21 protein-coding genes and 2 tRNA genes are annotated in these 20,006 nt (G+C 67.5%); 2 read left to right on the top strand and 21 right to left on the bottom strand.

The annotated features are described in order from the left end of the window. Window positions 1-17: 17 nt before the first annotated feature. The 7 genes from galU to ccmA form a co-directional block, all read right to left on the bottom strand. Window positions 18-938, bottom strand: coding sequence for a UTP--glucose-1-phosphate uridylyltransferase GalU (gene galU, locus PC39_RS10080; protein ID WP_353253259.1), 921 nt, complete (start codon window positions 936-938; stop codon window positions 18-20). A 55-nt stretch (window positions 939-993) separates the two neighbouring features. Next, window positions 994-1,869, bottom strand: a complete 876-nt coding sequence (locus PC39_RS10075; RefSeq protein ID WP_353253258.1) for a MaoC/PaaZ C-terminal domain-containing protein — start codon at window positions 1,867-1,869, stop codon at window positions 994-996. Between the two features lie 516 nt (window positions 1,870-2,385). After that, on the bottom strand, window positions 2,386-2,847 hold the full coding sequence (gene ccmE, locus PC39_RS10070) for a cytochrome c maturation protein CcmE (protein ID WP_353253257.1): 462 nt from the start codon (window positions 2,845-2,847) through the stop codon (window positions 2,386-2,388). Next, window positions 2,844-3,002: a heme exporter protein CcmD gene (gene ccmD / locus PC39_RS10065; protein WP_353253256.1), complete on the bottom strand. Its 159-nt coding sequence runs from the start codon at window positions 3,000-3,002 to the stop codon at window positions 2,844-2,846. Before ccmD ends, ccmE begins: the two co-directional genes overlap by 4 nt. Next, entirely contained in the window at window positions 2,995-3,744 is a 750-nt protein-coding gene (locus PC39_RS10060) for a heme ABC transporter permease (protein ID WP_353253397.1), read from the bottom strand. The genes ccmD and PC39_RS10060 overlap by 8 nt, the downstream gene beginning before the upstream one ends. Before the next feature lie 101 nt (window positions 3,745-3,845). Beyond that, on the bottom strand, window positions 3,846-4,511 hold the full coding sequence (ccmB, locus tag PC39_RS10055; RefSeq protein WP_353253255.1) for a heme exporter protein CcmB: 666 nt from the start codon (window positions 4,509-4,511) through the stop codon (window positions 3,846-3,848). Then, the gene (gene ccmA / locus PC39_RS10050; RefSeq protein WP_353253254.1) at window positions 4,508-5,128 is read right to left on the bottom strand and encodes a cytochrome c biogenesis heme-transporting ATPase CcmA; all 621 of its coding nucleotides are present in this window, start codon (window positions 5,126-5,128) and stop codon (window positions 4,508-4,510) included. The genes ccmB and ccmA overlap by 4 nt, the downstream gene beginning before the upstream one ends. A 305-nt stretch (window positions 5,129-5,433) precedes the next feature. Here ccmA and PC39_RS10045 point away from each other — a divergent pair, with 305 nt between their 5' ends. Then, window positions 5,434-5,901, top strand: a complete 468-nt coding sequence (locus tag PC39_RS10045) for an HNH endonuclease signature motif containing protein (protein WP_353253253.1) — start codon at window positions 5,434-5,436, stop codon at window positions 5,899-5,901. 192 nt (window positions 5,902-6,093) lie between these two features. Here PC39_RS10045 and PC39_RS10040 read toward each other — a convergent pair. From PC39_RS10040 to PC39_RS10015, 6 genes are all read right to left on the bottom strand, one after another. Then, a tRNA-Cys gene (locus tag PC39_RS10040) sits at window positions 6,094-6,167 on the bottom strand. A gap of 87 nt (window positions 6,168-6,254) precedes the next feature. Beyond that, window positions 6,255-6,329: transfer RNA gene (locus tag PC39_RS10035), tRNA-Gly, on the bottom strand. A gap of 37 nt (window positions 6,330-6,366) precedes the next feature. Beyond that, the gene (pgsA, locus tag PC39_RS10030) at window positions 6,367-6,948 is read right to left on the bottom strand and encodes a CDP-diacylglycerol--glycerol-3-phosphate 3-phosphatidyltransferase (protein WP_353253252.1); all 582 of its coding nucleotides are present in this window, start codon (window positions 6,946-6,948) and stop codon (window positions 6,367-6,369) included. A 52-nt stretch (window positions 6,949-7,000) separates the two neighbouring features. Then, entirely contained in the window at window positions 7,001-8,824 is a 1,824-nt protein-coding gene (gene uvrC / locus PC39_RS10025; protein WP_353253251.1) for an excinuclease ABC subunit UvrC, read from the bottom strand. 40 nt (window positions 8,825-8,864) lie between these two features. Further along, window positions 8,865-9,473 (bottom strand): uracil-DNA glycosylase, encoded by a 609-nt coding sequence (locus PC39_RS10020; protein WP_353253250.1) that lies wholly within the window; start codon window positions 9,471-9,473, stop codon window positions 8,865-8,867. After that, on the bottom strand, window positions 9,470-10,123 hold the full coding sequence (locus PC39_RS10015; RefSeq protein ID WP_353253249.1) for a response regulator: 654 nt from the start codon (window positions 10,121-10,123) through the stop codon (window positions 9,470-9,472). Before PC39_RS10015 ends, PC39_RS10020 begins: the two co-directional genes overlap by 4 nt. Window positions 10,124-10,251: 128 nt before the next feature. On the opposite strand from PC39_RS10015, the gene PC39_RS10010 reads away from it, so the two are divergent. Further along, the gene (locus tag PC39_RS10010) at window positions 10,252-10,725 is read left to right on the top strand and encodes a hypothetical protein (protein ID WP_353253248.1); all 474 of its coding nucleotides are present in this window, start codon (window positions 10,252-10,254) and stop codon (window positions 10,723-10,725) included. Between the two features lie 8 nt (window positions 10,726-10,733). On the opposite strand, the gene PC39_RS10005 is transcribed toward PC39_RS10010, so the two are convergent. The 8 genes from PC39_RS10005 to rraA form a co-directional block, all read right to left on the bottom strand. Beyond that, window positions 10,734-11,297, bottom strand: coding sequence for a GspH/FimT family pseudopilin (locus tag PC39_RS10005; protein ID WP_353253247.1), 564 nt, complete (start codon window positions 11,295-11,297; stop codon window positions 10,734-10,736). After that, on the bottom strand, window positions 11,291-11,737 hold the full coding sequence (locus PC39_RS10000; RefSeq protein WP_353253246.1) for a type IV pilin protein: 447 nt from the start codon (window positions 11,735-11,737) through the stop codon (window positions 11,291-11,293). Before PC39_RS10000 ends, PC39_RS10005 begins: the two co-directional genes overlap by 7 nt. Before the next feature lie 14 nt (window positions 11,738-11,751). Then, the gene (locus PC39_RS09995) at window positions 11,752-15,369 is read right to left on the bottom strand and encodes a pilus assembly protein (protein WP_353253245.1); all 3,618 of its coding nucleotides are present in this window, start codon (window positions 15,367-15,369) and stop codon (window positions 11,752-11,754) included. Between the two features lie 28 nt (window positions 15,370-15,397). Continuing rightward, window positions 15,398-15,931: a pilus assembly PilX family protein gene (locus PC39_RS09990; protein ID WP_353253244.1), complete on the bottom strand. Its 534-nt coding sequence runs from the start codon at window positions 15,929-15,931 to the stop codon at window positions 15,398-15,400. Between the two features lie 29 nt (window positions 15,932-15,960). Beyond that, complete coding sequence (locus tag PC39_RS09985) at window positions 15,961-17,013, bottom strand: PilW family protein (protein ID WP_353253243.1); 1,053 nt, start codon at window positions 17,011-17,013, stop codon at window positions 15,961-15,963. Beyond that, window positions 17,010-17,552, bottom strand: a complete 543-nt coding sequence (gene pilV / locus PC39_RS09980) for a type IV pilus modification protein PilV (protein ID WP_353253242.1) — start codon at window positions 17,550-17,552, stop codon at window positions 17,010-17,012. Before pilV ends, PC39_RS09985 begins: the two co-directional genes overlap by 4 nt. A gap of 200 nt (window positions 17,553-17,752) precedes the next feature. Continuing rightward, window positions 17,753-19,048 carry an isocitrate lyase gene (gene aceA / locus PC39_RS09975; protein WP_353253241.1) on the bottom strand — a complete coding sequence of 432 codons (1,296 nt, stop codon included), beginning with the start codon at window positions 19,046-19,048 and terminating at the stop codon, window positions 17,753-17,755. Window positions 19,049-19,396: 348 nt separating this feature from the next. Beyond that, on the bottom strand, window positions 19,397-19,879 hold the full coding sequence (gene rraA / locus PC39_RS09970) for a ribonuclease E activity regulator RraA (RefSeq protein WP_353253240.1): 483 nt from the start codon (window positions 19,877-19,879) through the stop codon (window positions 19,397-19,399). Between the last annotated feature and the right edge of the window lie 127 nt (window positions 19,880-20,006).

Raw genomic sequence — 20,006 nt, 5'->3', positions numbered from 1 at the left:
GACAATTGTAGGACAATTCAGCCGGCCTTTTCCGACTTCGCGGAGGCCGCCGCCCCGCCCGCTTCCCAGTCGTGGGTCAGTTCCGCGAGGTAATCGCGGAACTCCGCGCCGATCTCGGGGTGCTGCAGACCCATCTCGACGTTCGCCTTGAGGTAGCCGAACTTGCTGCCGCAGTCGTAGCGGGTGCCCTCGAACTCGTAGGCCAGGACGGTCTGCTCGCCCATCAGCGCCTCGATCGCGTCGGTGAGCTGGATCTCGCCGCCGGCGCCCGGGTTGGTGCGATCCAGGAGCTTGAAGATGCGCGGGGTGAGGATGTAGCGACCGACCACCGCCAGGTTGGACGGCGCCTTGTCCGGATCGGGCTTCTCGACGATATTCTTGATCTCGGACAGACCCGGACCGATCGGCTCGACCTCGACGATGCCGTACTTGTGCGTCTCCTCCGGCGGCACCCGCTGCACCGCCAGGACGCTGGCGCCGTATTCCTGGTAGACCCGCTGCATCTGCGCCAGGCAGGGCTGGAAGCTGCCGGCGATCAGGTCGTCGGCGAGGAGCACGGCGAAATCCTGGTCGCCCACCGCGGGCAGGGCGCAGGAGATGGCATGGCCGAGGCCCAGGGCCTCGGGCTGGCGGATATAGACGCAGGTGATGCCGGGGGGCAGGACGTCGCGCACGGCGTTGAGCAATTCCTCCTTGCCCTTGCGCTCCAGGGTGGCCTCCAGCTCATAGTCCCGATCGAAGTGATCCATGATCGAGTTCTTGGTATGGCTCGTGATGAACACCATCTCCTCGGCGCCCGCCGCGATCGCCTCCTTCACGGCGTACTGCACCAGGGGCTTGTCGACCACCGGCAGGATTTCCTTGGCGCTGGCCTTCGTGGCCGGGAGGAAACGGGTCCCGAGGCCCGCCACCGGGAATACCGCTTTGCGTATCCGCATGATCCGTCCTTTCGATTTCAAACCGGAGTGGGAAAAACGATCCCCCCGGGGGCCGTCACAGGTAGGTGGCGGCGCCCTGCATATGTGTCGTGTTGCCGTCCGGGTCCGTCAGGACGAACGGGATGCCCTCCCCGCCCGGGCGATACTTGAGCATCAGCGATCCCGGCAACAGGACCGGTCGGCGGAAGGCCACCTCCAGGCGGTAGGCATCCGAATTCAGCTCGTCCTCGATCTCGGCGGCGGTGCGCGCCTTGGACCACATGCCGTGCGCGATCGCGCGCGGGAAGCCGAACAGTTTCGCCGACAACGCCGACAGGTGGATGGGATTGTAGTCGCCGGCCGCGTGGGCGTAGCGCCGTCCGATATCCGCCGGCGCCTCCCAGGTGGCGTAACGGGCATTCTCGACGGCGGATTCGTCATCGCCGCCCTTCTTGCGGCGCTTGCCGGTACCGCCGCCGCGCGACAGCATGGTGCTGGCCGATTCCCAGGCCAACTCGCCGCGCTCGTCGCGCACCCGCGTGACGAGGTCGAACTCGATGCCGTTGTGTACCTGGCGATGACCGCCGACGGCGACATTCAGATCCAGGCGCTCGTCAGCGCCGATACGGCGGTACTGGGTGATCGCGTTGCGCATGTGCACCAGGCCCAGCAGCTTGAGCGGGAACCGCCCGTGCGTGAGCACCGCCATGTGCATCGGAAAGGCCAGGATGTGCGGATAGGTGACGGGCAACGCATCACCCTGCGCGAAGCCGCAGACCCGACGGTACTCTGCTAGGTTCGCCGGGTCCGCGGTCACACCGCCGACCTCCGCCTCGATATCCGGGATGGTGCCGCCCTCGGGCAGCCGGCCGCCGCGCTTGATCAGCGCGCGTACGTACGCCGGCGCCACGGCCGGCAGACGATCGAACTGCAGTCGCGTGTCAACGCTCATCGTGGTCGCTTCTCCCCAAATCCATTCGGTCGGCCCATGCCGCCGTCGGCCGCGGCGACGTTAATCGCTTTCGGCGACGCCGGCAACCGCCGCCGGGCGCCCTGTCCGAGCGCGTCCGGAGGCTCGACGCCCTACCGGGCACCGGCCGGCGGATTGTCGGGCCGCGGCGGCCGTTTCCGCTGGCGCCGCGACCTCCCGTCATGCCGCGCCCGCGGGCGCCGAAACCAGCATACCAAAGGGCCCGACCGCCAGCCGGACCGGTCGCGGCCTTTCCCGCGCCCCGCGCCGTAGGCCGTCCGACGGCAGCCGGGCTCCGCCGGGCGCACCATGTTGGCGCAAGCCGTGCGGCTCCGCCCCGGCATGGATCGGACATCGCATCGCTCCGGCCCGCGGCGGACCGGGCAACGCGGCGCCGGCGGGGCGCCGCCGCTCCGGCCGCCGGATACCGTCAGGCAAGTACGATGCCAGCGCGTGGCCGCAGGGCCGGGGCCGGCGTCCGCCGCCCCGGCGCGGGGATCACATCGTGCCCATTCCCGCGGGCATGCAGGACTGGCCGTCCTCGGTCTGCAACGAGTCGGCGACCTCCTTGGGCATGTAGTTCTCGTCGTGCTTGGCCAGGACCTCGTCGGCGATAAAGCGGCCCTCGCCGTCGAGTCGTCCGTAGGCGACGATCCCCTGTCCCTCGCGGAACAGGTCGGGCAGGATGCCCTTGTAGCGCACCGGCACGCCCGCGGTGCAATCCTCGAGCACGAAGCGTACGGTCAGGCCGTCCTCCGCGCGGCTGACGCTGCCGGACTTGACGATGCCGCCCACGCGGAAGCGGGTATCGGGCGGCACCTCGCCCGCGGCCACCTCGCTGGGGGCGTAGAAATACAGCAAGTTCTCGCTGAAGGCCGTGAGCATCAGGGCGGTGGCGGCACTCAGGCCGACCAGCAGCAGCCCCACCAGCATCAGGCGTCGGCGACGCGTGGGCGTCATGTGTCCTCCCGGGCCGTCTCTCGCGCGATGCGGCGCTCGGTTCGCCGCAGCCGCCAGTAGGGTTCGACCGTGTTCAATAACAATATTACGAGGGCGATGCCGTAGCTGGACCAGACGTAGGCCCCGTAGCCGCCCATATCCCAGAATTCAGCCATTGCCTGCCTCCTCGCCCGCCAGGTAGCGCCGGACCCAGCGGCTGCGGCGCTCGCGCCAGAGCAGTTCGGCGCGCATGCGGACCAGTACCAACCAGCCGAACAGCAGCGTGGCGCCCAAGGCCACGGTCAACAGCGGCCACAGCATCGACCATTCCATCGCCGGCTTGTCGAAGCGCGTCACCGTCGGCCCCTGGTGCAGCGTGTTCCACCACTCCACCGAGTAATGGATGATGGGGACGTTCACCACGCCCACCAGCGCCAGCAACGAGCAGGCTCGCGCCGCGCTGCGGGGCTGCTCGATCGCGTTGTTGAGCGCAATCACGCCCAGATAGAGGAACAACAGGATCAGCTCGGAAGTCAGGCGCGCATCCCAGACCCACCAGGTACCCCACATGGGCTTGCCCCAGACCGAGCCGGTGACCAGTGCCAGGAAGGTGAAGCTGGCGCCCAGGGAGGCGGCCGTGACCACGTAAATCTCGGCCAGCTTCATGCGCCAGATCAGGGCGATCGCGCCCGCCACCGCCATGGAGGTATACACGAACAGCGACAGCCAGGCGGCCGGCACGTGGATGTAGATGATCCGGAAGGCGTCGCCCTGCTGATAGTCGGCCGGCGCCCATACCAGCCCGGCATAGGCGCCCAGCAGGCACAGCGCCACCGCGGGGACCGCCAGGAACGGCTCCAGCCGGCGACTGATCGCCATGAAGTGCGGGGGCGAGCCGAGTTGATGGAACCAGCGCATCATGGGTTTTGCGGACTCGTGCCGGCCGGCCGGTCGAGCACCCCGGCGACTAAAAGTGACATATGTAGCATTTATGCTCGTCCCGCGAAACGTCCGCGCCCCTACTCCAGGCTGATCCGCAGTGCGGCCGCCGCGGCCAGCGGCGCCAGCGTCAGCGCCAGCACCAGCAACGCCGCCAGGAGATAGAGCGGCCCCGCCGTGGGCAGGCCGGTGATCGCCGCGTGCATCGCACCGGCGCCGAAGATCAGCACCGGCACGTACAGCGGGAAGATGAGCAGGCTGAGCAGCAGACCGGCGCGCGGCAGCCCGAGGGTCAATGCCACTCCGATCGCGCCCACCAGACCCAGGACCGGCGTGCCCAACAACAGGGTCAACATGATAACCGGAATCGCGTCCGCGGGCACGCCCAGCGGCACCGCCAGCAGCGGCCCCACGAGCACGAAAACGAGCCCGCTGCCGAGCCAGTAGGCGCCCACCTTGGCGAGCACCAGGGCCGCGAGCGGCCGCGGCGAGATCAGGAGCTGTTCGAGGGTGCCGTCCTCCAGGTCCGGGCGGAACAGACGCTGCAGCGACAGCAGCGCCGACAGCAGCGCCGACACCCAGAGCAGCGCCGGCGTCACCGCCAGCAACAGATCCGGCGCCGGCCGCGTGCCGAGCGGAAACAGGCAGACCACGAGCAGGAAGAACAACACGTGGTGCATGACCTCGCCGCGTTGCCGCAGCAACAGCAACAGATCGCGCTTGAGCAGCGCCCAGAACCCGCTCACGCCGGCAACTCCACGATACGCAGCCCGATCCCCGGCAGGGTCAGGGGCTCGTGCGTGGTGAACAGCACGGTGCCGCCGGCGCCGACGTGATCGCCGATGCAATCCGCGAGCAGACCGCGGGCATCGGTATCCAGGGCGGCCGCCGGCTCGTCGAGCAGCCACAGGGGCGCGCGCGACAGCCGCAGCCGGGCCAGCGCGCTGCGCCGACGCTGTCCGGCGGACAGGCTGCGGCAAGGCAGGTCCGCCCAGGCGTCGGCGCCCATGTCGGCCAGGGCCCGGTCGATCGCCGCCGCGTCCGACCTGTCGCCCATCACCCGTGTCAGGGCGGCGAGGTTCTCGCGCGCGGTCAGGTCGGGATTCAGGGCGTTCTCGTGGGCCAGGTAAAGGCAATTGCCGGCGAAGGCATCCGGATCGCGGCGGATGTCGCGGCCACGCCAGTGGACCGCGCCCGTTTCGGGCCGCTGGAGACCGCATACGGTGCGCAACAGCGTGGTCTTGCCGCGACCGTTGGCGCCGGCGACCTGGACCGCCTCGCCCGCGGCCAGGGTCAGGTCGAGGCCACGGAACAGGAGGCGCTCGCCGCGGCGGCAGGACAGGGATTCGATGTGCAGGAGCACGTCGCTGTTTCGTGTTGCATGTTTCGTGTTGGAAGTCGGCTCGGTCACTAGCGGTGCATCTTTCTGATCACGAAACCTGAAACACGAAACCCGCCACCTGCGCACCGGCGGCGCGCGGATGGTGCCCGGGGCCGGACTCGAACCGGCACGGCCTATGGCCAGGGGATTTTCTTACCCTCTACGGCTTTCGCCGCTGCGTCGCGCACGACGCATTTGTGGTCTGGACTTTCTCTTTGCCGTACCGTGGCGCTCAGCGAACCGCGGCTTAGGCAGGAGCCGTCAAGTCTCTACACTTTCGCCGACGCATGAAGCTACGCAAGTACTCCGAGGCCCAACTGCGGGAAGCGGTCGAACGATCCACCTCCATGCGGCAAGTCCTCCAGAGGCTCGATGTCGCCGCCTACGGAGGCAACTATGATGTGCTGCGCAAGGCTATCGCACACTTTCGCCTGGACACATCACACTTCACGGGCCGGGCCTGGAATCGAGGCCGAAGGTTGCCGCCCAAGCGGCCAATCGACGCCTACCTGAGCAACCAGGTACCGATCCAGTCCCACAAACTGCGTAACCGCCTATTGCGGGAGGGTCTGTTCGAGCAACGGTGCTCGAGATGCGAGAGAACCGAATGGCTTGGTTTCCCCATGCCATTGGAACTCGACCACATCAACGGGGACAACAAGGACAACAGGCTCGCGAACCTGCGCCTCCTGTGTCCCAATTGCCACGCCCTGACCCCCACTTATCGAAACAGAAAACGGCACGTCGGCGCTTAGCTCGGGATTGCCACCACCCTGAGTGCTGAGGTTCCCCCGAATTTGACTCCATTCACATCAGCCGTTTCCGGTCTGAGTGCTCAAAGAACTCAAGTCCCCAGTGTCTACCAATTCCACCACCCGGGCACGGATGGAGCGGTGATCATACTACGTCGGGCGGGACTCTAGAAATCGGGAGCGGCAAAGAAAGAATGGAGGCCCGGGCCGGAATCGAACCGACGTACGCGGCTTTGCAGGCCGCTGCATCACCACTCTGCCACCGGGCCCGGAACGAAAAAAACCTCGACCGTGCCGGCGACCGAGGTTTCGCGCAGACCGGATACCAGCTCCGGCGCTGCTTGACGATCCGAATTTGGAGCGGGAAACGAGATTCGAACTCGCGACCCCAACCTTGGCAAGGTTGTGCTCTACCACTGAGCTATTCCCGCTCGGCAGGTGCGTATTGTAGGCGCCGCCCGCGCTCTGTCAAGGCGGCCCGCCCCCGCCGGGGCCTCCGCCCCGCAGCAACGGCCAGGCCGCGCGCAGGTACATGACCATGGACCAGACCGTCAGGACCGCCGCGATCGCCAGCAGCGTCACCCCGAAGCCGTACAACCGTCCCTGGGTGGGCAGCGCATAGAGCATCACCAGGATGGCGATCATCTGGATGCTGGTCTTGTATTTGCCCGCGGCCCCCACGGCCACCAGACCGCGCTGGCCGATCTCGGCCATCCATTCGCGCAACGCGGATACCGCGATCTCGCGGCCGATGATCAGCGTGGCCGGCAGGGCCACGACGATATGCGGGTCGCGGTAGACCAGGAGCACCAGGACCGCGCAGACGATCAGCTTGTCCGCCACCGGATCGAGGAAGGCGCCGAACCCGGACGTCTGGCCCCAGCGGCGCGCGAGCCAGCCGTCCAGCCAGTCGGTCGCCAGCGCCAGCCCGAAGATCGCGGTGGAGAGGATATTCTGTCCCGGGAAGAACGGCATCATCAGGAGCAGGACCAGCAGGGGCACCAGCACCAGGCGGAACAGGGTCAACCAGGTCGGCAGGTTCAGTTGCATCGCTTTGCGGTCCCTTCCCAGGAAATGTCCCGGCCCGCCGGGACGGCACCGGTCAGGCCCGCTCGTGGAAATGATCGTAGATCCGTTGCGCCATCTCGGCGCTGATCCCCTCCACGCGGGCTAGATCCCGCACGCCGGCCCGGGCCACCTGCCGGGCGCCGCCGAAGGCGCGGAGCAGCCGCTTGCGCCGGACCGGCCCCAGGCCGTCGATCTCGTCCAGCAGCGAACCGCTGCGTGCCTTGGCGCGACGCCCGCGATGGCCGCCGATCGCGAAACGGTGGGCTTCGTCGCGAATCTGCTGGATGAGATGCAGCGCCCCCGAGTCGGGCGGCAGTATAAGCGGCGACCGCCGCCCCGGCAAAAACAACTGTTCCTGTCCGGGTTTGCGGCTCGCGCCCTTGGCCACGCCCACCACCGGCACGTCCGCCACCCCCAGTTCGCGCAGGACCTCGAGGGCCGCGCCGAGCTGGCCACGGCCGCCGTCGATCAACAGCAGGTCCGGCAAGGGCACCTCGCCGCGCCGCACCCGCTTGAAACGCCGCGCCAGGGCCTGGGCGATGGCCGCGTAGTCGTCGCCGGGCTCGATACCCTCGATGTTGAAGCGACGATAATCGCTCTTGTGCGCGGCGCCGCCCTGGAACACCACGCAGGAAGCCACCGGCCGCTCGCCGCGGGTATGGCTGATATCGAAGCATTCCATGCGCATGGGCGGTGCCGGCAGATCGAGCGCCTTCTGCAGGTCCGACAGCCGGGATTCGACCCCCGCGCGGCTGGCCAGATGCGAATCCAGGGACTGGCGCAGGGTGGCGCGGGCGTTCTCCAGCCACTGCGCGCGGTAGCCGCGCACCCGATGCTTGAGTGCGACCCGCCGCCCCGCACGCCGCGCCAGGCTCTCGGCCAGCCATTCCCGCTCCGCCGGCTCGGGGTCGACGACCACCTCGGCGGGCGGCTTGCGCTCCAGGTAGTACTGGCCCAGGAAGGCCTCGATCAACTCCGCCTCGCCGGTGCCCGGCGGCATCGTCGGGAAGTAGCTGCGATGCCCCAGGTGCATGCCGCCCCGAACCGAGATCACGACCACCGCCGCCGCACCGCCCGTGACCGTGCCGCAGACGATGTCGCAATCCGCGCGGCCGCCGCTGGCCTGCGTCTGCTCCTGCAGGCGGCGCACCGCGGCGATCTTCTCGCGGATGCGGGCCGCCTGCTCGAATTCCAGGCGCCCGGCCGCCGCCTCCATCTCCCGGACCAGACGATCGACCAGGCGTTCGTTACGGCCTTCGAGAAGGTCCACCGCGTCGGCCACGTCGCGGGCATAGTCCTCGCGGCTGATGTAACCCACGCAGGGCGCCGAGCAGCGCTTGATCTGGTACTGCAGGCAGGGACGCGAACGGTTGGCGAAATAGCTGTCGTCGCAGTTGCGCAACCGGAACAGCTTGTGGATAGCGTTCTGCGTCTGGCGCACCGCGCCCACGCTGGGGAACGGCCCGAAATAGCGGCCCGGGCGCTTGCGCGCACCCCGATGATAGCCCACGCGCGGATAGTCGTGGTCGCCGGAAAGGAACAGGTAGGGATAACTCTTGTCGTCGCGCAGATAGACGTTGTAGCGGGGCCGCAGCTTCTTGATCAGCGTCGATTCCAGGACCAGGGCTTCGTCCTCGGTCTGGGTCACCGAGACCTCGATGCCGGCGATCTGGTCGACCATGGCCTCGGTCTTGGGATCGCCGCTGGCGCGCAGGAAGTAGCTGGAGACCCGCTTCTTCAGGTTCTTCGCCTTGCCCACGTAGAGCACGTCGCCGGCGGCGTCGAGCATGCGGTACACACCCGGCCGCGAGGTGAGCTGCCGGATATAGGCCCTGGGATCGAACTCGTTGCTCGTCATAGCGGACGATCGGTGTCGGGACGGCCCGTGCGGACCGCGCTCAAGCGGCGAGCAGGCTCCGCGCGCGCTCGAAGACCCGCTCGAACATGGCGGGCGTCAACCGCCGGGTCTGGGTGTTGTAGCGGCTGCAATGATAGCTGTCCAGCAGCGTGCGGCCATCGGCCAGCGGATGCTCGGCGGCATGGCCGAAGGGCCAGTCGCGCTGGCGCAGGCCGAGGGCCTTGACCGTGGCCCGGTGCGCGACACCGCCGAGGGCCAGGATCACCCGCGGCGCGGCCAGTTCCTCGCGCAGGAAGCCGTTGCACTCGTTGACCTCGGCGCCCGTGGGCTTGTTCGCCGGCGGCAGGCAGCGCACGGCGTTGGTGATGCGGCAGTCGTGCAGCCGGAGCCCGTCGTCCGCGTGCCGCGAGACGGGCGCCGAGGCGAAGCCGAAGCGATGCAGGGTCGCGTACAGCAATTCGCCGGCATAGTCACCGGTGAAGGGGCGGCCGGTGGCGTTGGCACCGTGCATGCCGGGCGCCAGACCGACCACCAGCAGGCCGGCGTCGCCGGGGCCGAAGGACGGCACCGGCGCGGCGTGGTAGTCCGGGAAGTCCCGTCGGACCCGTTGCCGCAACTCGACCAGACGCGGACAACGCGTACAGGTCATCCGGTTTCCCGGTGACGTTCCTCCAGGAGACCGTATCGCATGGCCAAGCGGGTCAGCTCGACGTCGTTGTGCACGTCCAGCTTCTCGAAAACGCGGTAGCGGTAGGTGCTGACGGTCTTGGGCGACAGGCACAGGGTATCGGAGATCGCCTGCGTGCCCTGCCCCTGCGTGACCATCAGGGCCACCTGCATCTCGCGCTGGGAAAGCTGGTCGAACGGCGAGCCGCCGCTGCCCTTGATCAGCGAGACCGCCAGGCGGCTGGCAATGCTCGGCGCCACGAAGCTCTTGCCGGCAGCGACCTGGTGGACCGCGGCCACGACTTCCTCGGCGGCGCTGTCCTTGGACAGGTAACCCGCGGCGCCGGCCTCCAGGAGACGGCTCGGGTACGGCTCCTCGTCGTACATGGACACCGCGATGACCTTGACGTTGCGATGCGCGCTGAGCAGGCGCCGGGTGGCTTCGAGACCGCCCATGCCGGGCATGTTCACATCCATGAGGACCACGTCCGGCTCCAGTTCACGCACCAGGCGAAGGGCGTCCTCGCCGCTCGCGGCCTCGGCCACGACCTCGAGATCGTCCTCCTCGTCCAGCAGCCGTTTCAGGCCGCTGCGCACCAGGTGGTGATCGTCAACCAAAAGCAATCGGATCATGCGTACATTCCTGCGTTCTGGTCCGCGCCCGTGTGGCCCCGCGGGCCCACGGCGCGGCGGTATGAATACATTCTAACGGAACCGGCACGCCGCTGGCGTCACGGCCGTCAGCGGGTACAATCCCGGTTATGCGTATTGTTATCGCCCTCTTCGCGCATTTCCTGATAGCCGGGGCCGTAATCGCCGCGAACGGGGACGATGTCGCGCCCGCGCCGGCGGACGATAGCTACCGGGCGGACGTCGATCTGCGGCTGACCCTGGTCTATCAGGGCACCGCCGAGGGCGGTTTCTCCCGCACACTGCGTTTCTTCGGCGGCGGCGGACGCTGCGAGGCCTGGTACGACATCGCCGAGGTCATGACCGCGCCGCCTGGCCACGGTATCGCCGCCGGCGACAGGCTGCGCCTGCAGTACGGCTGCGGCGACGACCGCGCCTTCCGGCCCGGTCCCGGCGGCACCGTGACCTGGGGCCGGCCGGGTCCCCGCCCCCAGGACGCCGTGGCCTGGTTGCGCGCCCGCGACATCGAGCGTGACCGCCACGGCACCTGGCTGGTGCCCAATCCCCACGACTGGTTCGCACCGCTCGCGGTCGACGACGACTGAAGCCGGGGTTAGCCGCACTTGCCGAGACTTGTCGCATCCTTGCTCACGCGTCCGCTCATGTTCAAGGTGAATCCGCGCCGCTCCACCTCGCCGCTACCATCGCAGAGAGTGAAGGTACTTTGATAGCCCGTGGCAAAACCATGGGAATCGTAGATCACGACGCCGCCTTTGGGATTGCCGTTGGCCGATAGCTCCAGGTCGGCGTCGGCACCCTCCGCTCGGTGCAGGATGGTTCCCCCGCCCTTGCAGTCGCCGCTGCCGTCGTCCTGGCAATCGCCGTCCTCGTCGGGATCGGTGAACACCAGCAGGCCCTCGTGCCAGTCGTTGTCGCCCGCGCATTTCTCGGCGTCCGCGCTGGCGCAGACGGCAACGGGCAGCTTGCGCGTCACCGCCTCGTTGCGGGCCAGTCGCAGGGCGTAGACCAGGTCGTTGACGGCGGCGCCGGCCTGGCTCTCCCGCATCAGCCGGGTCATGCCGGGCACCGCCAGGGTGACCAGGATGGCAGCCACCGACAGTCCTATCAGGAGCTCTAGCAGGGTGAACCCCCTGGCTTGTCGGGCCGGATTCAGCATGTGCGCTTCCAGCAGTTCTCGTCCGTGCCGAAGCTGCCGTCGTCGTCGCGGTCCCAGCGGCGCGTGCCGTCGGCCTCGAGCTGCAGGACGCCGTCGTCGGCCTGATGATTCTTGGGCTGGGCCTGGATCGTGTAGTCGTCGACCGACGCCGAGGTCACACGCAGGTCGTAGTATTTGGCGTCGCCGTCCAGGGGGGCCTCGTCGGCGAAGATCTGCGGGACACCCTTCTTGTCCGCGGCGCCCGCGTAGCTCAGGTTCTGGCTGTGGTACCGCTCCATTGCTGCCGCCAGCGACAGCAGTGCCTGCTGGGCGTCCGCCCGCCGGGCCGAGCGGACCTGCTCGAGATACGCCGGGTAGGCGACGGCCGCCAGGATCGCGACGATCACGATCGCGATCAGCAACTCGATCAGCGTAAAGCCCGTTTGCCGGTTGCGGGACATGACCGGGGCGCCATTCATCGTATTTGCTGCCAGGACGCACGGCCCGGCCGCAGGAAGCCTTTCTCGCCCATGACGTCGGTGTTCAGGGTGGAGCCGATGGTCAGCTTCGACTGGTTCCCGTCCTCCTTGTTCAGGATATAGGGGTTCGTCGCCAGGCCGATATCCAGCTCCACGATGCCCGGATACACGCGCGTGTCCCCGCCGTCATCGCCGAAGTCGGCGGTCGTGCTGTCCTCGTCGTCGAACTCGCCGTCGTCGTTGAGGTCCAGGATCGGCTCCTCGAACTGGGTGCCGGTCAGCGGATTGATCTCGAACAACGCGCTGTCGCCGCCGAAACTGCAGGAATCGGCCTGCGGGATGGTCGAGACGAAGATGGCCTTGCCGTCGAATATGTCGACTTCCCGCGTGAGGCGTTCGCGGTCGCGCGCGAAATCGAACGTCCAGCCCCGCTTCCGGCCGCCGTCCTCGTCGTTGTAATTGACACCCTTCCTGCTCAGGACGCGGATCGTGCGATCGCCGACGGTGGTATCCATCAGGATGGTTTCCTGCTCGACGAGATCGCCGGCGGATGCCGCCGTGTCCGGCTGCGAGCTCCCTTGGCGGTCCCAGATGCCGTACATGCTCTGCTCGTCGGCCTGGTCCATGTCGTCCTGCGCGAGATAGCGTCCGGTCCCGAATACGACCATCACGCCCCCGAGCGGGTGCGCTATCGCATCGGGCCGGGCGGTGATCGGCTGACCATCGCCGCTGTCGGCGGTCGCCCGGAACAGCGGATCGCCCCCGTAGGCGACATGCCAACTGGCGCTCGCATTGCCGGACAGGTCGAACTTCCAGAGATTGCCTTTCAGGTCGCCGGCGTAGACCGTGTCGACCGAGCCGTTACGGTCACGATCGATCGCCACCGGTGTGGCGAGTCCGTTGTCATTGCCCGCGCCCGTATCCAACGTCTTGAGGACGTCGCCGGTTTCCAGATCGACGACGACCAGTGCGGCTCGGCCACCCGAGCTGTTGTAGCCGTTGCCCAGGATCGCGACCCAATCGCCGTTCTCCAGGCGCACGATCGCGGCCTGTCCCATGGCATCGCCCAGGTAGCCCGAATCGTTCGCGTCGATCTCCCACAGGACGTCATCGGGGCCGAAATTGGCCGGGTCGGTCACGTCCAGGGCGAACGCACCGCGGCCGCCGCGTCCCAGGGTGGTCACCGCGACCGTGTGCCAGGCGCCGTCCAGGTAGGCATCGGCCACCGCCGGAGAGCCGTCCACATAGTACCTGTGACCGTAATCCTGCTCGGTCAGCTCGCTCACATGGGCGAGAAGCTGGCGCGGCACGTAGCCGAAAAGTTCCGAACCGTCCGCCGCGTCGAAGGCATGCAGCATGCCGTCGTTCGCGCCCAGGAGCACGGCGTCCCGCTTTGACGATTTGCCGTTGACATAACCGGCATAGGCGGCACCCGCGGCCGACGGCAGGATGCTGTAGCCATAGCTCTGATCGCCGACGAAAGCCGGCGCCGAGTAGACGATATCGCCCAGGACGCTGTTCCGCTCGCGGAAGTCGTCGTCGTCCGTGCCTTCCGAGGTCTGGCTGCCCCGGATGTACTCCAGGACCCGGCTGTCGCCACCCAGCGCCTGCCGCGCATCGCTGTCGATTTGCGACCACTGGAACTCGACACCGTCACCGCCCGAGTCGGCGGTATAGATGTCGCGCTGCGACGGTATGGGGAGCTGCTCCGAGGCCCGCCATTCAATCGCACTCTCGTTGCCGACCGCGGTATACGGGTACGAAATCAGCTCGCCGGACCAGTCATCGGTCCTGAAGGAGGCACGGAATACACTGGTCTCGCCCGAAGCCTGAGTCGACGTCGCCGCCAGCGATGCCGCCGTCGTGATCACCCGCTCGATCATTTCGTCCAGGCCCGCCGACAGGTCGCTGGCGAATTCTTCCGGATTCGCCGCGCTGAAGAATCCGCCGCGGCTGTTCAAGCCGGCGTGCAGCAAGTCGTCTATCTTCGCCGCATCCGAGTAGGCGGGGTTGTCCCAATCGATATCCGCACCGGTGTCGATGGCCGCAAAGGCCGCCTCGGGGTCCACGTTGCCGGTCACGCCGAGACCGATGCCATAGGTCACCATGTGCTGCCAAAAGGCCGGATCGCGGTTGGAGGTCGGCACGGTATTGTCCAGGTCGGTGCGCAGGTCGCGCTTCCAGTAGTACATGGCCACGTCGGCGAGCGTGTCCGAATGCCCGTCCTGGAAGGGATCGGAAGCCGTATACCGGTAATCGGCGCCATCCGGCCTCTCGATATTCGGTCCGGCGGTATTGTCGGCATTGCCGATGTCGTCGGGATTGCCGCCACTCCAGTAGCCGTCCGTCATCAGCACCGTGAAGCTCTGGCGACACGGGCTGTGATCGGCGGGATCCTGATACCCGTCATCGCCGTCATCCGCGTCGTCGTCGTCATCCTGACACCACGGCGGGGTCCAGGGCAGGAACGAACAGATGAAATCGAAATCGTTGTCGTCGCCGTTGCCCGGGGCGCCGCCGGCACCAGCCGCCGGCGAATCCGCCCAGGGGCTGCCCTCGTCGTCGCGGCCGAAGTACTCGCCGGCCCCCTGCAGGCCCCGGCGCAACGGCGTTCCCTCGGGATCGATGGTCTGCTTGTAAAGCGTCTCGAAGAAGGCCTCGCGGTCCGAGCCCTTGAACGGCCGGATGCCCCGGATAACCGTGTCGGAGTCCGCACCGTCGATGTCCCGCTCGCCGGCATTGATGGCGCCGAAGCCGACGCGGAGGCTGTCGGGTTGGTCGGAGAACGCCCGGCCGATGCCGGCACGGGCCGCGAAGATACGACTCCGGTAATAGACGTACCAGTTCGCGAAGTTCTGGATTTCCTGCTCGTAGGTGCAGGTGCCGTTGTTGCAATCGGATCGATTGCTGCGCCCGCCTCCGGTATAGCTCTGCCGGGACGACCGGATGACCACGCGGTCGTAGTTGTTCAAGTTCCAGACGGCACTGTTCCCGTCCTCTATCGCCTCCCGGACATTGTCGACTTCCGGCCCGGTGTACTGGAAATAGGTCGCCGGGTAGTAGTTGCGGGATTCCCGGTCCTCGTCGTTGTCGCGATCATCCATCCACTCGGCGTAGGCTTCGTCCACCGCCGTCAGATCGCGGGTGCCGCGATCGGGGAAGGCCGGATTATGGTAAGCGTTCTCGGGGTCCGCGGCCGGCATGAGGCTGCCGTCGGCCCGGGACCAGGGACGGTACGTCACGGCGGGATCGTAGTAGAGCTTGTTGGTATGCGGCGAGCGGTAGACAGCCGCCATCACGCTGCTTGCGCTGAACGACGGTACGCGCCGCGTCGAATAGCTGTCACCGCCGTGCACCCCGCTGACGAACGGGAACATCCACATGATGTAGTCGTCGCAACACGACCGGTTGAACAGGTTGGTGAGTTCGTCCGGCATGCTCTCGAACTGCATGGAACCGGAATCGTCGAGCACGAACAATACGTTCGGTGCCGAGGAATAGCTGACGAACAGGGGTGTCTGGGAGATCGACACCGCGAGGGCGGGCACCGAGACCAGTGCCGCGATCAGGCCCAGCCCGAATGCCGGGCAGTATCGCCGCAATGCAGCGTTCATGCGGTCCATCATCGCGTCGTCTCCAGAGTCATTTCCACAGCACCAAGTCGCTTTGCAGAATCACCGTGGGCCGCGCCGTGCCGGAGTGTCCCTTCGGCACGCGCGACCCGGCCGCCGTCACCCGGTAGCCCACCAAGGCCCCGGCGGCACCGGGCCGGCGCAGGCTGCCGCCGGTTCGGGCCGGGTCGACCGGCCCCGTGAACTCGATCAGACAGCGCAGCTGGTACCCGGTCTCGCCGAGGGCGGTGAGCGCGCTGCCCGGTGTCGGCGTGACACGCTCGGCCCGGTCCGGCGATTCGCTCTCGTCGCCCATCTTGAAGTCCGTCATCTCGTCGGCATCGGCCTCGCCCACCGCATCGCTGTCGCCGGCCATGACCCGGTTGCCGCAGAGCCGCAGCGCCGATTCCACCGCCTCGAACACCTGGGCACTGTCCTGGACGTTGCCGGCCATGCGTTCCTGCAGCACCGTGGCGCTCATCCCGGCGATGCCGACCACGGTCAACACCAGCAGCAGCACCAGCGTCACGATCAACGCCGAGCCGGTGTGCGGGCGTCGGTGCACGCCGATCCGCGTCGCCGCCGGGTGCATGGTCACGGCACCCGGTTGCGCAGGGCGACGGTCGTGGTGAACACCTGGCGAAGCCGGCCATCGTCCGGCACCGTGATCTCGTCGCCGAACATGGTGAGCCCGCCCTGCCCCCCGGCGTCGCCGACCCGGGTCTCGGAGCCGACCACGAAGCCGATGCGCACCGAGACGACATCGTCCCAGGCCGCCCCCGTGTCGACGGTGTCCTCCGTCTCGTACGCGTCCGGCATCTGGTCACCGTCCGCGTCCACGCCGTAACGCACGGTGAGATGGGTCAGGTCGGACACCATCTCGTCCGTCGGCGGCCGCTTCGCGGTCTCGGCGAAATAGCGCCGCCGGAGCAGACCGCCGTCGTCGCCGTCGACGTAATAGACCACCGCGTATGGCTGCAGCACCCGCGCGCCCTCGTCGTAGATCTTGCTCAGCTTGTTGCTCGAATTGGCGCTGTTGGCGTGAGCGATATTGATCCAGGGACCGCCGGTGGATTTGCTCACGCTCGTGGCGTCGAACAGGTCGGCCTGGCGGCAGTCGGTCACAAGCAGGGTATCGCCCGCTTCCCAGCCGGCCGGGTTGCCGGTGACCTTCAGGTTGGCGTTGAGCGAGGCCGCCGGTCCCGTGACCCGCACCCCGTAATCGCGCATGTACGCAAGCCGGATGGCGTCGCTGTCGCCGTCGGCGCTCGCGGGCAACTCGTCGTCGGGCGCAGTGAGGCTGTCGGCGAGCAGATTGGCGGCGGTGACGCCGGTCGCGGCGGCGCTGTTGGAGATCACCCGCACATCCCCGAACGGTGACCTCGATGCCACCGAGGGGGCGTCGCTCTGCGGAGCGGGGCAACCCGTGTAGCCGGCCAGGCGCAGATCGTGGGTGAGCACGTGCATGGCGAAGCGGGCGCCGTCCTGGACCTCGGCGAGCGCCTGGTTGTAGCGGTACGAGGCCCGCGTGCTCAGGAAGACCTGGATCGCCGCGGCCACCAGCAGCAAACCCAGCACCATGGCGATCATCATCTCGACGAGGCCGAAGCCCCGCTGCCGTCGGCGGTTGCGGGATACGGGGCTCATAGGACGGTCTGCAGCTCGAAGACCTGGCGGTCCTCGGCATCATCGGCGGCGGTGCTGCACTTGTCCACCGCTATCTCCTGGGCGCGCTTGGGCTCGGCCCAGCGCACGCAGACCGTGGCGATGCCGGAGGCGGAATCCACCTGCACGCTGCCGGCGCCGTCGGGCAGCGAGGCGGCCAGGGCCTGTTCCCAGGCACACAGGTCGCTTTGGACGGCGGTGGGATCCTCGATGTCGCAGTAACTGCCGGCCTGCTCGTCGTAATCGTCGGCGTAGTCGCCGTCGCGGGCGCTCTCGCGGTTGGCCCGCATGGCGTCGACGATCTGGTAGGCGCGGCTCACGGCCTGGCTCTTGAGATAGGCGCCCTGGGTGTCGCGGATGCTCGCGACCTGCAGGGCCGCGATGCCGAGCAGCCCGAGCGACAGCACCAGCACCGTGACCAGCACTTCGAGCAGCGTGAAGCCGCGGGCACGGCGGATTGTCCGGCACCCGTCCCTGGGTCCTGCTGTGTTCTCGGCGCTCGCGCGACGGATTCGGTTCACCGTATCCCCTCGCTGTCCTTCCCTGGCACTGCCCGCCGATCTCAGACGGCGAAGGTCGTGCCCCCTCGGCGTCATACTATGGAATCGGCGGACACATGCAAGCCCTTAGGCCGGTATCGGCGATCATCCCGGAATACGAACGAAAAAGGCCCGGCGGGGAATATCCCGCCGGGCCCGGTTCCGGAACGCGGATGGCGCGTTTAGAACTGCGCCTCCTCGGTCGAACCGGTCAGCGCGGTCACGCTGGAGGTGCCGCCCTGGATGACGTTGGTGACGTCGTCGAAGTAGCCGGTGCCGACCTCTTGCTGATGGCTGGAGAAGGTGTAGCCGCGATCCTTGGCGGCGAACTCCGGCTCCTGGACCATCTCGACGTAGGCGGTCATGCCCTTCTTCACGTACTCCTGCGCCAGATCGAACATGTTGTACCACATGTTGTGGATGCCGGCGAGGGTGATGAACTGGTACTTGTAGCCCATCGCGCCCAGCTCGCGCTGGAACTTGGCGATCGTGGCGTCGTCCAGGTTCTTCTTCCAGTTGAAGCTGGGCGAGCAGTTGTAGGCCAGGAGCTGACCCGGGTGCTCGGCGCGGATCGACTCGGCGAACTTCTTGGCCTCGTCCAGGTCCGGCACCGCGGTCTCGCACCACAGCAGATCCGCGAACGGCGCATAGGCCAGACCGCGGCTGATCGCCTGATCGATGCCGGCGCGGGTGCGATAGAAGCCCTCGGCGGTACGCTCACCGGTGATGAAGTCCTTGTCGTAGGGATCGACGTCGGACGTCAGCAGGTCGGCGGCGTTGGCGTCGGTGCGGGCCAGCACGATGGTGGGCACGCCCATGACATCGGTGGCCAGGCGCGCGGCGACCAGCTTCTGGACCGCCTCCTGCGTCGGCACCAGCACCTTGCCGCCCATGTGGCCGCACTTCTTGACCGAGGCGAGCTGATCCTCGAAGTGCACGCCGGCGGCGCCCGCCTCGATCATGCCCTTCATCAGCTCGAAGGCGTTGAGCACGCCGCCGAAGCCGGCCTCGGCGTCGGCCACGATCGGGGCGAAGTAGTCGACCCAGTCGGCGTCGCCCGGGTTGCTGCCCTTCTCCCACTGGATCTGGTCGGCGCGGGCGAAGGAGTTGTTGATGCGATTGACCACGTGCGGCACGGAGTTGGCCGGGTACAGCGACTGGTCCGGGTACATGGTCTCGCCGAGGTTGGCGTCGGCGGCGACCTGCCAGCCGGACAGGTAGATGGCCTTGATGCCGGCCTTCACCTGCTGCATCGCCTGACCGCCGGTCAGGGCGCCGAGGCAGTTGACGTAGTCCTCCTCGTTGACCAGCTTCCAGAGCTTCTCGGCGCCGTTGCGCGCATAGGTCGCCTCGGGCACCACCGAGCCGCGCAGGCGGACGACGTCTTCCGCACTGTACGGACGCGTCACGTTCTTCCAGCGCGGGTTCTCGGCCCAATCCTTCTCGATCGCCTTGATCTGCTCGTCTCTCGTCGTCATTTGCGGTCACATCCTCTTGGAACGGGTCGTTTCGGAGGGGGTCCGGAACCTGGGCGCCAAGCCCCTCCCCCTTGCCGCTGGAAGCGCGATTTCCACTCCAGGGCGCAGCACCTTGTCGGAAAAGACGAAATGCGCGGCCGGAGCGCGCGCATCGGGTCTATGTGCACTGCAACAACAGGTGCAGAGGGCGCGTATTATACCGGTTGATTCGTGTTTTAACAGACCCCGATGCCGCATTCGTCCGGAAAGCCCGGCGGAACGGGGTGAAAATGCCTTCGCACGCGGCCGCGGCGGGCGGGAGACGGCGGCGCGGAGCGGCACCCCGCCCCGGCGCCGCGTGGGCCGGACTCAGAGATCGAGTTCGCGGCCCGCGACCACGATGCCGTCGGCGTCGGCGTAGAGCCAGGCGCCCGGCTCGAAGCTGACCCCGGCGAAGCGCACCGACACATCACGCTCGCCGATCCCCTGCTTGTTGGACTTGCGGGGATGGGTCGCCAGCGCCTTGACCGCCACCGGCATCTCCGCGATCTCGGCGCTGTCGCGGATACAGCCGTAGACCACGACGCCGGCCCAATCGTTGTCGATCGCCAGTTGCGCCAGGTTGTCGCCGAGCAGCGCGCAGCGATCCGAGCCGCCGCCGTCGACCACCAGCACCCGGCCCTTGCCGGGCTCCTCCAGCGCTTCGCGTACCTTGGAATTGTCCTCGAAGCACTTGATCGTGCTGATCGGCCCGGCGAAATCGAGCTTGCCGCCGAGGTCGGCGAACATCGGGTCGGCGATCTGGAGCTCGTCGGCGTACTTGTCGCAGAGATCGGTCGTCGGGTAACTCATCGGTTTATTCCTTAATTGACTAACCACAGAGGCACAGAGGACACAGAGAGCGAATCAAGGAAGCGATGGCACGGCTTTGGCAACGCGCGTCGGCCGATTGGCTGTCGCCGAAGTCTCGCAAACAATA

Source organism: Salinisphaera sp. PC39, assembly GCF_040361335.1.
GTDB lineage: Bacteria > Pseudomonadota > Gammaproteobacteria > Nevskiales > Salinisphaeraceae > APNM01.
Note: the sequence above shows the minus strand (reverse complement) of the source record. Positions and strands in the feature narration are given on the sequence as shown.